10 protein-coding genes are annotated in these 13,665 nt (G+C 41.4%); 9 read left to right on the top strand and 1 reads right to left on the bottom strand.

The genetic code is table 11. The annotated features are described in order from the left end of the window. The first annotated feature begins 1 nt into the window (after window position 1). From H5161_RS05010 to H5161_RS05050, 9 genes are all read left to right on the top strand, one after another. A complete protein-coding gene (locus H5161_RS05010) occupies window positions 2-820 on the top strand; it encodes a DUF547 domain-containing protein (RefSeq protein WP_182768822.1) in 819 nt (272 codons plus the stop codon). After that, window positions 807-2,141, top strand: coding sequence for an ABC transporter substrate-binding protein (locus H5161_RS05015; RefSeq protein WP_182768823.1), 1,335 nt, complete (start codon window positions 807-809; stop codon window positions 2,139-2,141). The genes H5161_RS05010 and H5161_RS05015 overlap by 14 nt, the downstream gene beginning before the upstream one ends. Then, a complete protein-coding gene (locus tag H5161_RS05020) occupies window positions 2,138-3,892 on the top strand; it encodes an ABC transporter permease (protein WP_182768824.1) in 1,755 nt (584 codons plus the stop codon). Before H5161_RS05015 ends, H5161_RS05020 begins: the two co-directional genes overlap by 4 nt. Window positions 3,893-3,963: 71 nt before the next feature. Further along, window positions 3,964-4,602 carry an ATP-binding cassette domain-containing protein gene (locus H5161_RS05025; protein ID WP_002960109.1) on the top strand — a complete coding sequence of 213 codons (639 nt, stop codon included), beginning with the start codon at window positions 3,964-3,966 and terminating at the stop codon, window positions 4,600-4,602. Between the two features lie 32 nt (window positions 4,603-4,634). Then, a complete protein-coding gene (locus H5161_RS05030) occupies window positions 4,635-5,315 on the top strand; it encodes a CDP-alcohol phosphatidyltransferase family protein (protein ID WP_182695379.1) in 681 nt (226 codons plus the stop codon). Next, a complete protein-coding gene (locus H5161_RS05035; RefSeq protein WP_182768825.1) occupies window positions 5,308-6,099 on the top strand; it encodes a sterol desaturase family protein in 792 nt (263 codons plus the stop codon). Before H5161_RS05030 ends, H5161_RS05035 begins: the two co-directional genes overlap by 8 nt. 261 nt (window positions 6,100-6,360) lie before the next feature. Beyond that, window positions 6,361-9,021: a glycoside hydrolase family 16 protein gene (locus tag H5161_RS05040; RefSeq protein ID WP_182768826.1), complete on the top strand. Its 2,661-nt coding sequence runs from the start codon at window positions 6,361-6,363 to the stop codon at window positions 9,019-9,021. Between the two features lie 65 nt (window positions 9,022-9,086). Next, on the top strand, window positions 9,087-12,020 hold the full coding sequence (locus tag H5161_RS05045) for a TonB-dependent receptor (protein ID WP_182719930.1): 2,934 nt from the start codon (window positions 9,087-9,089) through the stop codon (window positions 12,018-12,020). Between the two features lie 177 nt (window positions 12,021-12,197). Continuing rightward, on the top strand, window positions 12,198-12,764 hold the full coding sequence (locus H5161_RS05050; protein ID WP_182768827.1) for a hypothetical protein: 567 nt from the start codon (window positions 12,198-12,200) through the stop codon (window positions 12,762-12,764). 298 nt (window positions 12,765-13,062) lie between these two features. Here the strand turns inward: H5161_RS05050 and H5161_RS05055 are convergent, their stop codons facing one another. Further along, the gene (locus H5161_RS05055) at window positions 13,063-13,362 is read right to left on the bottom strand and encodes a hypothetical protein (protein ID WP_024596978.1); all 300 of its coding nucleotides are present in this window, start codon (window positions 13,360-13,362) and stop codon (window positions 13,063-13,065) included. Window positions 13,363-13,665 lie beyond the last annotated feature (303 nt).

Raw genomic sequence — 13,665 nt, forward strand, 5'->3', positions numbered from 1 at the left:
TATGTTTAAAACACCTCTAAAAGCATTGCTACTTGGTTCGGCTTTAGTTGTAACATCGTTTGCAACGTCATTTTCGGCCCAAGCCCAAAACATGCACGATAGCTGGAATGCATTATTAAATAAGTATGTTGTCGCTATTAATCATAATCACAGTACTGAGGTTGATTACGCTGCTATAAAACGTGAGCATGCACAGCTAAAAACGTATTTAGATTCGTTAACGGCTGTAACGCAAAGCGAATTTGACGCGTGGGAAAAGCCTAAGCAACTCGCTTTTTTAATCAATGCTTATAATGCGTGGACTGTTGAACTTATATTGACTAAGTACCCAGATATTAAGTCAATTAAAGACTTAGGGAGCTTTTTTAGCTCACCATGGAGTAAAGAGTTTGTGCCATTACTTGGCAAAACTCGCAGCCTTGATGATATAGAGCATGGTTTAATACGTGGCAGCGGTAAATACAACGATCCACGTATTCACTTTGCAGTAAATTGCGCGAGTATTGGTTGCCCAGCGCTTCGAGAAGAAGCCTATACAGCCACTGATTTAGAGAGCCAATTGCAAGAGCAAACAGTGCGCTTTTTATCAGATATGACACGCAATATGGCTCAAGAAAATACGCTAAGCGTGTCTTCAATATTTAAATGGTACGGCGATGACTTTGAAAAAGGCTTTAGAGGTGCAAACACGCTACAGCAGTTTTTCTTGCAGTACAGCGATGCGCTTAAACTGATACCCGCTCAGCAAAAAGCACTTGAAAATGATGACATGAAAGTTAAATTTTTAGACTACAACTGGGATTTAAATGTTCGCCATTAAGTTTTGGCAAACACAGGCGCGATACAGCTTTTGCTGTGTCGCGTTTTGCGTTTGTGCAATCGCAAATTTAGCTGCTTTTTCAAGCACTGCGTTTGCTAATACCGTTATTAACTCAAATAGTACAAGTAATTTAGTAATAAACATACAACAGGGTTCTCGCTGGCAACAAGTTCAAGCACTTGGTAGCAATCAAGATGTATACTTTTATGCATGGGGCGGCGACGCGCAAATAAATGCTTATATTCAATGGGCAGCACAGCAAGTTAAAACTAAGTACAACATTAACTTAGTGCATGTAAAACTAAGTGACACCAGCGAAGCGGTAAGCCGTGTACTTGCCGAAAAATCAGCAAACAATAACAGCCAAGGCAGCGTAGATTTAATGTGGATCAACGGGGCTAACTTTGCCACCATGAGTGAGCATTCTCTTCTTTTAAAGCAATGGGCAAATAAACTCCCCTACTTTGCATTAACCGATGCTGCTAATAACCCTGCTGTAACATTTGATTTTGGTTTACCTACCAATGGGATGGAAGCGCCATGGGGGCAAGCGTCACTTACGTTTTATTACGACAGCATTGCAATAAATGGTAAGGCAAACAATAAATTGCCGACGACATTAAACGAATTATTAAACTGGAGCGCACAAAACCCTGGTCGCTTTAGTTACCCAAAGCCGCCTGACTTTTTAGGTATGAGCTTTTTAAAATACGCCTTAGTTGTGCTGCATAAGCACAGCAGCGAAAACATTAAAGCGCAGCTAAACCAACCAGCTACAACTAAAAATACGGCGCAAGTGTTAAACCCACTATGGGACTTTTTAGATAAACTACACCCAACTCTTTGGCGTGGTGGCACTCATTTTATGCAAAGTGGTGCTCAAATGCGCCGCCTTGTGGACGATACAGAGCTGAGTTTAGCCTTTACTTTTTCAGCACCTGAAGTACCGGCAGCTGTAAAACGCTATGATTTACCAAACAGCATTCGCAGTTACGCAATGAGTGATGGCAGTTTAAGTAATACCCATTTTGTGGCAATCCCTTACAATGCAAGCCACCAGCAAAGTGCACAATTAGTGGCTAATTTTTTACTCAGCCCTGAAGCGCAAGCTCAAAAACAAAAAGCGCATATATGGGGCGATAAAAGCGTACTTATTCAATCAACGTTAACGCCTGAACAGCAAGCCTTATTTAAAACAGCTAAACCGCATCCAAGTGCACTGCCTTTAAACAGTATTAAACGCACATTGAGCGAACCTCATCCAAGTTGGGTAAACGCCATTATGCAAGGTTGGCAAACCCGTTATGGAGTAAGCCAATGAGCGTTATTTCAAAAAGTGTACCTGTAAATACCAAAGCAACAACGCAGTGCAGCACCGATATGTTTACGCACATTGTAAAATTTAGCCCGCGATTTTTACTCGCTTTACTTATACTACCCGTACTTGGTGGCTTAATTAGCGTATTGCTGCCTGCCTTTGGTTATGCGCCCGTACTTGAGCAAACAACGTTTAGCTTGCAAGGTTTTAATGCCCTTTGGCAAACACCTGGCCTTACTCAAATGGTTACCTTAAGCGTTGCAACGGGCTTAATAAGTACTTTGCTTGCATTTATCATTACCTTAATGATTTTAGCTGCGTTTTTTAATAGCCCGTGGCTCAACCGAATTCAGCGTTTATTGAGCCCTATATTAGTGATACCTCATGCCGCCGCGGCTATTGCGGTGGGGTTTTTAATTGCCCCTTCAGGTATGATTTCACGCTTAGCGTCGCCTTGGTTAAGCGGCTGGGAACTTGCGCCAAACGGCATGTTTCCGCATGATTCATTCGGTATTAGTATTATTTTAGGCTTAACACTAAAAGAGCTTCCCTTTTTATTATTAATGGCACTGGGCGTACTTGCTCAACCTGAGCTTGGCAAAAAATTACGCCAACAACATAAGGTTGCGCTTAACTTGGGTTATTGCCCAATGACCGCCTTTTTTAAAGTAATACTGCCAAGCCTTTATCCGCTGCTGCGTTTGCCCCTTTTAGCGGTGCTTGCCTATGCAAGTGCCAGTGTAGAAATGCCACTCATTTTAGGGCCAAATACACCACCCACGTTAGCCGTTGCAATAATGCATTGGTTTAACGATGTTGATTTAAACCTGCGCATTAAAGCCTCAGCGGGCGCTTTATTACAACTGGCTGTTACAGGTGGGTTATTAGCCCTTTGGCTTGGCGCAGAAAAGGCCGTAAAAGTGCTATTTAGCGACTCCCTCACTAATGGAGTGCGCGAATACGGCGGATTTTATTGGCAAAAAATAACGGTCGTACTCACCACATTAGTAATTAGCTTTATACTATTGTCGCTTATTGGTTTAGTTATGTGGTCGGTTGCAGGCTTTTGGCGCTTTCCAGATGCAATGCCTGAGCAATTTACACTACTGCATTTTAAAAGTGCGCTAATGCAAATGAGCAGCCCGCTTTTTAATACGCTAGCAATCGGCTTAGTAACCACATTATTTGCCATTATTCTTACTTTATTGTGTTTAGAATCAGAGCAGTTGAGTGACAAACCTATTTCTCGTTTTACCAGTTTAATTATTTACTTACCGTTATTAGTACCCAGTATTGCCTTTTTGTTTGGGCTAGTATGGATACAACAATTGGTAAATAACCAAGCTGCATTTTTTAATGTGGTACTTACGCATTTACTGTTTGTGTTGCCTTATGTGTTTTTGTCACTTGCAAGCAGCTATAGGCGCTTAGATCCTCGTTTTGCTCATGTTGCAGCAAGCCTAGGCGCAGCGCCGTGCAAGGTGTTTTTTAAAGTAAAACTACCTCAGTTGTTTGCCCCTATTTTAATTGCAGCCGCACTGGGCTTAGCAATTAGTTTTGGACAATACCTCCCCACGCTTTTAGCTGGTGGCGGGCGCATAACCACAATAACAACCGAAGCCGTTACGCTTGCCAATGGCGCAAGCAGACGCACCAGTGCCGTGTACGCTATTATGCAAATGGCGTTGCCGCTTATTGGATTTATACTGGCATGGGGTTTACCTAAATATTTTTTCAAAAGTGCACGTATTTAAAAGTGCACGTATTTAAAAGTGCACATATTTAAAGCACCCATGTTTAACACTATCAGGGTTAAGGTTTTTTAATGCAGTCATCGTTACAGATTAAAAATTGTCAGCTTTATCGCCAAAATGAGCTGTTACTTAGCTTAAACGAGCAAGTTAATGGCGGTGAAATTCTGACTATTATGGGCCCATCAGGCAGTGGTAAATCAAGCTTATTAAATTGGCTTACGGGTACTTTACCAAGTAGCTTTAAGGCCAATGGAGAGGTGTGGCTTAATGGTCAAAATATCGATAACACCCCTCCACACTTGCGCCATATTGGAGTGCTTTATCAAGACGCTTTATTATTTTCTCATTTAACTGTTGCTGGTAACATTGCCTTTGCAATGCCAAAAGGTAATAAAAAACAACGCCTTGAAAAAATAGAACACGCACTTGAGCAAGTAGGTCTTAAAGACATGGGTAATCGTCACCCCGATAACCTCTCGGGCGGGCAACAAGCCCGTGTTGCATTATTACGTATGCTGCTGAGCGAACCTAAAGCCATTTTACTCGACGAACCCTTTAGCAAACTCGACACCCAACTGCGTGTTGATACACGCGAACTCGTGTTTAGCCAAATACGCGATCATAAGCTACCTGCAATTATGGTAACTCATGACCATAGCGACGCCGACGCTGCAAATGGCAAACTCATAACTTTAAATAGCGCACTTTAAATACATAGCTTTAAACGCATAAGGCAATAAACATGCTAGACAAATTTATCACCCCTGTCATTAAGCCACTTTTAACACCTGTGGTTATGCTTATGCATAAACGCGGCATAACCGCCGATCAGCTAACCGTGGTAGGCTTTTTAGTTGGCTTATTAGCCGTGCCATTACTGGCGTTTGAAATGTGGTACGGCGCATTAGTGGCCATTGCTTTAAATCGAATTTTAGATGGACTTGATGGCGCATTAGCACGTTATGCAAACCAAAGTTCAAGCGCGGGTGGCTTTTTAGATATCACACTCGACTTTTTATTTTACGCGGCTATTCCGCTTGGCTTTATTTTGGCAAACCCTGAGCAAAACGCGATAGCGGGATCGTTATTACTTGCCACTTTTATTGGTACGGGCTCAAGCTTTTTAGCTTTTGCGATTGCCGCCGAAAAATTTAAACTCGAAAAACCGCAATTTAAATACAAAAGCTTTTACTACTTAAACGGCTTAACCGAAGGCACTGAAACAATAGCGCTATTTATTGCATTTTGTATTTGGCCGCAGCACTTTGCTGTTATGGCGAGCATTTTTGCTATTGCATGTGGCATAACTATTTTTACCCGTATACATGGCGGTTATCACACGCTTAAGCAACAAGAAGCCGATGCTAACAAAGCAGCTGAAAACGTGCCTAACAGTGCAAATTCTGAGGTAATAGATGACTAATGAAGTATGGTGGCGACTCGGCTGCTTTTTTAGCATTTTAATTATAATGATGCTGCTTGAATGGCAAAAACCTGCTCGCCAAGCACCTATTAAAAGCAGTACACGTTGGTTTGCTAATTTTGGATTAGTGTTTGCTTCATCAGTTATTGCGCGCTTAGTGGTCCCTATTGGGTTAACCGCTGTTGCACTTTACAATCAAGAGCACGGCATTGGCTTATTTAATCAAATAGCCCTACCAAGCAGTTTAATTATTATATTGAGCATACTTTTACTCGATATATTAATTTATTGGCAGCATAGATTATTTCATCAAGTGCCTATTTTATGGCGCTTGCACCGTGTACACCACGCCGATGCACATGTTGATACAAGTACGGGCTTGCGCTTTCACCCTATCGAAATTGTGCTGAGCATACTTATAAAACTCATTGCATTAACAGCTCTTGGCGTACCTGCCATTGCGGTACTTATATTTGAAATAGCACTTAATGGTTTAGCATTATTTAATCATGCAAATATACGCCTACCTAATGCCATTGAAAAACCACTGCGTTTAATATTAATGACGCAAATTTTGCATCGAATTCACCATAGCCAAGTGGTTAGTGAAACCAACTCAAACTATGGTTTTAGTGTAATTTGGTGGGATAAATTATTTGGTAGCTACAAAGATAAAGCAAAAAAAGCCGACGCAGATATAAATATTGGCTTAAAAGAATACCCAAGCCAAAAGCAAAATGCCTCGCTTTGGGGTTTATTGCTCATGCCATTTAAAAATAAGTAAACCGCGTACATTCTCGGATTAGTCCTATATTTAATAGGCTCTTATTAAAGAGTCTATTATGAATTAAGTAACACTAAAACGCCTCTTACCGTAAACTAATTGTAAATAAAATAAACAAATATGTTGACCATTTGCGTACTCCACAATATCATTTGTAAGCGCTTACAAAACACAATCTAAAATGTAAGCGCTTACAGCATGAAAAACAAAGCTCAAAAAACAATTAATCTGACAATAATCTGTTGAAACCGGGGTTCAGTTATGAACATTGAAACAACGCACATTACACGTTTACTTGCCGCTATCTCTTTAGTTACGTTAGCTGGCTGTGGTGGTGACTCTGCCACTAAATCAAATTTTGAAAATGTAGATGCCTCTGAGCCAGTATCAGATTGGCAAATGGTTTGGAGCGACGAGTTTGAAGGCTCAGCCATTGATACAAACAAATGGAACTATGAATTAAACTGCGATGGCGGTGGTAACAACGAGAAACAGTGTTACACCGACAGTGAGCAAAATGCATTTATTGCAGACGGTGTGTTAAACATTGTTGCCCTACCCGCTGAAGAGGGTGCAGAAAAACCTTACACTTCAGCGCGCTTAAATACGCGTTACAACGCCGACTTTACATATGGTCGCTTTGAAGTGCGCGCCAAACTTCCATCAGGACAAGGTAGCTGGCCAGCATTTTGGATGCTGCCAACTGATGAAGTTTACGGCACTTGGCCTCGTTCTGGCGAAATAGATGTTTTAGAATCAGTAAACCTTAAAACACCAGATGAAGATGGCGGTATAGAGTCCAGTATCCACGGCACCCTTCATTACGGACGTGCGTGGCCAGATAACAGCTACACAGGGCAAGAATACAAATTCCCTGAAGATACTAATCCCGCAGATGATTTCCACACGTATGCTGTTGAATGGCAAGAAGGTGAAATTCGCTGGTACGTAGACGGTTACCTTTATGCAACTCAGCGTCAATCAGAAGTTCGTACTAATGCAAGTGGTGAGGCTGTAGGCCTAAAACATCGTGGTTGGTTTGCAGAATACTTTGAACAAGGTTCTGGCGAACTTACAACGCATTGGGATAGCGCACCATTTGATAAAGACTTTCACTTATTGCTAAACCTAGCAGTAGGCGGTGACTGGCCTGAAAACGTAAATGATTTAGGTGTAGACGCTAGCGCATTTGAAAACGGCCAAACCTTTGCTATTGATTACGTACGTGTTTATCAATGTGCATCAAACCCTGAAACAGGTAAAGGCTGTGAAACTATTCGCCCAGGTTACAATAGCTTAGACGATGCGTTGCTTGAAGGCGATGCACCAATTCCTAGTCCACCTTCGACAGGCATTGCAACACCACTAACTATTTTTGGTGAATCATTTAATCCAAATTGGCCTGCATGGGATTGTTGTGGTGGTTCTACTCCCGCTATTGTTGCAGATGAAACCCAAGGTGATGTAGTTGAATTTGTAGTAGGTGCAGAACCCACTGTAATGGGCTTTATTAGCCGTGAGATTTTTATTACTGACGAAGCAGGAAAAGCCAGCCCGTTTGATGCATCTCCAATGCTGGATGAAGGTTACGTTCGCTTTAAAATGAAAGTAACAAATGCACCAGGCACAGCTGATGCAGCTTGGCTTGTAAAACTTGAAAGTAATGAAGGTTCTAGCGCAATAGAAATGCCGATTACAGACAGTGTTGAAGGCGTAAGCCCTGTTGTTGGCCAATGGCAAACTTATACATTTTTACTAAAAGATCTAGATGCAGCAAATTTAGATATTAGTGCAATTGATGTGATTATGGTGTTTCCAGCATGGGGCGCAGGTGAAGGCGCTGTTTATTTAATTGACGATGTTGAGATTACTCAAGATAACTTAGGCGTATCACCTGAGCTTACTATTTTTACTGATGAGCAAAATCTAGCATGGCCAATGTGGGATTGTTGTGGTGGCTCAACCCCTGTTGAAGCTATGGATGATGAAGAACATGGTCTAACTGCAGAGTTTAGCATTGGTGCAGAGCCTACTGTGATGGGCTTTAATAGCCGCACATCGTCAGGAGGCGCAGGCGAATCGTTTGACGCTAGTAGCATTTTAGATGAAGGCGTTATTCAATTTGATTTAAAAGTAACCTCTACTCCTAGCGATCCAGCTACACCGTGGTTATTTAAAGTTGAGTCAAATGGCGGCGACTCTGCAGTAGAGCTTGAATTAACGGCAAGTGTTGAAGGCTTAGCGCCAGTTACTGGCGAGTGGCAAACATATACATTTAAATTGTCTGATCTTGCAGCTGCTGGCTTAGATGTAAGTACTATAGATGTATTAATGATTTTCCCAGCGTGGGGGGCAGGTGAAGGCTCTGTTTACCGTGTAGATAACGTTAAGATTTATAATCCAAATGCAGCGCCAGCTGCAACGGGTGAGCTTACTGTATTTAAAGATGCAGCTGCCGATCAGTGGAGTATTTGGGATTGTTGTGGTGGCTCTACACCAACAACAGAAACCGATGATGACGCGCATGGCGCAGTAGCGCAATTTAGCATTGGTTCTACTGCTACAGTAATGGGCTTTATAGCTGATGAAGACGTATCGTTTGATGCCTCTGCAATACTTGAAAATGGTGTAGTTCAATTTGATATGAAAGTTGTATCAGCCCCTTCAGATATTGACGCACAATGGCTATTTAAAATTGAATCAATTGGTACATCGAGTGCCGTAGAGCTTGCTTTATCTAGCAGTGTTGAAGGCCAAGTACCTGTAACGGGCGAATGGCAAACATACACCTTCCCTCTTCAGCAATTATTTGATGCCGGCCTAGACATTAGCGCATTAAACGTAATTATGGTTTTTCCTAGCTGGGACATGGGCGATGGCGCGCTTTACCGTATAGATAACGTGATTATTGCAAATCCATAAAACACACACCAATAGGCGCTTAGCGCCTATTGCTACACAACAACATTTTATAAAGCAGAGCTATTATGAACACATTCAATTTTAAAAAGAGCCAACTTGCGGCTTCTGTGTCTCTCATCATTGCTGCGAGCACATTAAACACAGCTATTGCGGCAGAAGCAGAAACAAGCGTTTCATCTGATGTAGAAGTTATTGAAGTAAAAGGTATTCGTGGTTCACTTATTCGTTCTATGGATATGAAACGCGACTCTTCAGGTATTGTAGATGCCATTTCGTCTGAAGAAATGGGTAAATTCCCAGATACCAACTTAGCAGAATCATTACAACGTATTACCGGCGTATCGGTGAGCCGTGCAAACGGTGAAGGTAGCCAAATTACAGTACGTGGTTTTGGCCCTGAGTTTAACTTAATAACCTTAAATGGCCGCCAAATGCCGGGCACAGGTTATACACGCTCGTATAATCTTGAAAACGTTGCCTCTGAGGGCGTAAGTGCCCTTGAAGTTTTTAAAACAGCACGTGCAGACGTGCCAAGCGGTGGCTTAGGTGCAACAGTTAATATTTCTACTGCGCGCCCTTTTCAAAAGCCGGGTCAAAACTTTTCAGCAACCGTTAAAGCAAATCACGACTCGTCAAACGAAGCTGGTGATGACGTAACACCAGAGTTTTCTACTGTTTACAGCAATACTTTTGTAGATGACACTTTTGGCTTTGGTTTTTCGTTTTCGCACCAAGAGCGTGACTTTCAAAAACAAAGTGCCAATATTCAAGGCTGGCAGGCAAACGTAGACTTACCTGAATTAGATAGCAGCAACGTCGTTGATAACCGCACAGACCCTGCAGGTAACTACTACTTCCCTAAAGACATGAATTACTCTATTGAAGATGTAGAACGTGAACGTACAAACGGACAAGTTACCTTTCAATATGCACCGGTAGATGGCTTTGTAGCAACACTTGATTACACCGCAAGTAAAGCTGTAACAGGTTCTCAAAGTATTGGTTGGGGTATTTGGAACGACTTTGGTAGCAATATTAATGGCTACGAGCTTGATGAAAATGGTACGGCTGTTTATGCTGATATTAGCGGTAACGATGCGTCATTCACAGCTAATAAAGGAACTTCAGAAGTAAAAGCGCGCTCACTTGGTTTAAACCTAGATTGGGAAATTAGTGACACGTGGCACGTAGAGCTTGATTACCACGACTCTAAAAACGAAACCGATAACGGCGCCGACAATGGGCTGGGAAGTGCCGGCCAAGTAATTTTAGGTTCTGATCAGCTAGCTAATAAAATTTATGATTACCGCACGGGCGAAGTACCCAGTGCACAAGTTAATTGGTTAAATGGCACAAGTGAATTAACGCCTGGCGAAATTGATTCAAACTTTAGTCAGTTTACTCACTCACCGGGTGAATCAAACATTGAACAATTACAGCTACATACAACATGGTATAACGAAAGTTATGACATTGGTTTAGTTAAAGTCAAATTTGGCGCATCACGTACAGAACAAAACACCGGTGGTTACACCGCATGGAGTGGTTTAGTAGGTGGCCCTGGTTTTAACCCGTCGTATACAGAAATATTCCCAGACGGCATGTTTACCCGTCACGATACATCGGGCCTTTTAGATCAATTTGAAGGGGGCGGCAGTGACTTACAACCTGGTTACTACTATACCTACGATTTTGACGAAGCTGTTGCGCGCCAAATTGCTTACTTAACAGCTGATGTGACAGGCGGCGATGCATACGCCGCAAATGCATATATGGATGGTATTGACAGCGAAAGCTACGTAGAAGAAATCACTAATAGCTTTTATGTTCAATCAAGCTGGGAATTTGACGTAAGTAACTACTACGTAAAAGTAAATGCAGGCCTACGCTATGAGCAAACAGATGTAACCAGTACTGTACGTCAACGCGTTGAAGATCAAGTTAATTGGATCAGCGCTTCTGAGTGGATCATGCAATACGCTGCTGGCGGCGATGATAACTTCTTAGAGCAACAAGGTGATTACGATGTTTTACTGCCTTCAATCGACGTAAGTGTTGATTTAACTGAAGACGTAGTAGCCCGCGTATCTTGGGGTAAAACAATGTCGCGTGCACCACTGGGTAATTTAGCCGGTGGCCGCAGCTTAACAGGCAGCCCAAAACCAGGTTCTCGCACAGGTAGCCAAGGTAATACAAACTTATTGCCGTTTGAATCAACAAACCTTGATTTATCACTTGAGTATTACTACGCAGAAGGCAGCTACGCATCTGTTGGTTACTTTAAAAAAGACGTTGATAACTTTATTCAAACCACCATTACGCAAACTACTATTGATGGCTTGCACGATATTTTAAACGGCCCTCGTTACTTACAAGCCGTAAGCGATATTGAATCACGTGGTGAGCAAGCAACAACCGACGCTATTTTTGCACAAATGATTGCCAGCGGTTACGGCAATGCAAATGGCGTTATTGAACCAAACAGCGACGATCCGCTAATTACATGGAATATTAGCCAACCGCAAAACACCGACAGTAAATCGGTAGATGGTTTTGAAGTTGCAGTACAGCACTTAATTGGTGAAACCGGTTTTGGTGTTGGTGTTAACGCAACATTTGTAGATGGCGACGTTGAATTTGATAGCGAAAGCCTTGATCAACAAGCACCGCTTACAGGCTTAAGTGACTCAGCTAACTTCCAAGGCTTTTACGAAAAAGACGGCCTATCAGTTAAAATTACTTATGCATGGCGCGACTCGTATCTAATTGGTGTAGGCCAAGCGCAAGGTTCAGCTGATGCGCCTCCGCAATATGCTAAAGCGTATGGCCAATGGGACATGAGCGTTAACTACGATGTAAACGAAAACGTAACGGTATTTTTTGATGGCATAAACTTAAATAATGCAACCGAAGAAGGTTACGGACGTTACGAAGAGCAGTTCTTATTTGCTAATCAATACGGTCCTCGTTACTCAATTGGTGCACGTTACACGTTCTAAACTATTTCCTAGTTAGAATAGTTAAGCCGCTTGTTTCAACAAGCGGCTTTTTTATAACGTTTTAATTTGCTCAAGTAATACATTAGTTGTCCAATCAAATAAATCAACTAACGAAGAGGGCAATCACACACACTCTGTATGGCGAGATAAAACCGATGACTACGGCGGCCAAACACAATGATTAAAAACCCTATAATGCGAGTCTTAGCACTCGCCTTATGTGTTTTACTAAGCACTAAATTTGCTAATGCACATGCGCTACCAGGCAGTGAGCTAACATTAACTGAGCAGCCAACTAATACGCTGAGTTTAAAGTTAAGCTTTGCCCTTGAAGATTTAATTATAGCCGCGCCGTCGCTCTTTTCACTTGATGGCGCACAAATAGATGAGCCCTTAAAAGGTAATGTACTCAATAAATTAAACGATTATTTACACAGCCATATGGCATTAATAAGCGATGCTCAAGCTTTGCCAGTTACGCTTAACCATGCTGAAATTAATTTAGTGCATAACTCTCACGTTGGGTTTTACCGCTCCATGGTTATTGAGCTTTCAGCACCATTTAATAACCAGAGTGAACTATTCCCCATGAGCTTACATTACGATGTAATTATGCATGAAGTACGTAATCACAGGGCAATTGTATACTGGCAAAAAAGCGATAGCGTTTTAGTAAAACTAACCAGTTTTAGTTACCAAAAGCCACAAGGCGAGCCCGTCGGTTATAAACTAGAACTAGAGTAAACATGAAATTTCTAGCTAAATAATTATTCAAAATAATGCTTTTTAATTTATGAGAAATCAAAGTCTAAGATAGGTGTCCAGTTAAATCAGTTTGCGGTGACACAGCGGTGTTAGCAAAACCCATAAAAGATACAATAAAGCTGCTAGTAGAAAAAGTGAGCATAGATATTTTAAACATCATTCAAATCCTTTTATTGTAGTTTTTTAATAGTTAAAACTGGACACTATTGATATTGATGCCGTTTAACTTAGCTCACACTTAAAATAATTATGCCTAAATGCCAGCTCTAGAGATTGTTTAATGCTTGAGTAGACGAATCCATTCATCGGGGTTTGCTAAAATAAAATCATAAGTATCTTCATTATCTAAAGTGATTGTTATTGCATCGCTTGTTAGTGGTAAAATGCCTGCGCCTGTTCCTGCTGATTTTTCAATTTTTACGATTGCGCTTCGTGTAAAAGTATAAGGCCCTAAACCAGCACTTTCATTGTATGGCTCAAAACGTACCTCACCTTGCGTTACATAAAATTTACCATCGGCTTTTGCAACACCACTTTGATACGTAGCGGTAGATGATTTAAGTATTTTATTGTTCATTTGGCGTTCCTGCTAATTAATTTACGTCAATAAAATGTATTCACCTTAATAAGTTATATAACTTTATGCTTTAAGGCAATTAGTTTGTACCCAAAAAATCATGATGACAGCCACTTTATTTAACCTATTAGAATCTAGGCTTCGAAAAATACAAAGTTTGGATGGGTATCTTGTTAATTCTTTCTCTGAATTTTTTTAACTAAAGGTACTATCGCTAAAGCTAGCAATACGGCAAGAAACAAGCTCACAAACGTATTACCAAACACCCATCTAAAAAAGATCCCTGAGAGAGACAAAACAAAA

It is taken from the genome of Pseudoalteromonas sp. SG43-5 (genome assembly GCF_014164345.1).
Lineage (GTDB): Bacteria > Pseudomonadota > Gammaproteobacteria > Enterobacterales > Alteromonadaceae > Pseudoalteromonas > Pseudoalteromonas distincta.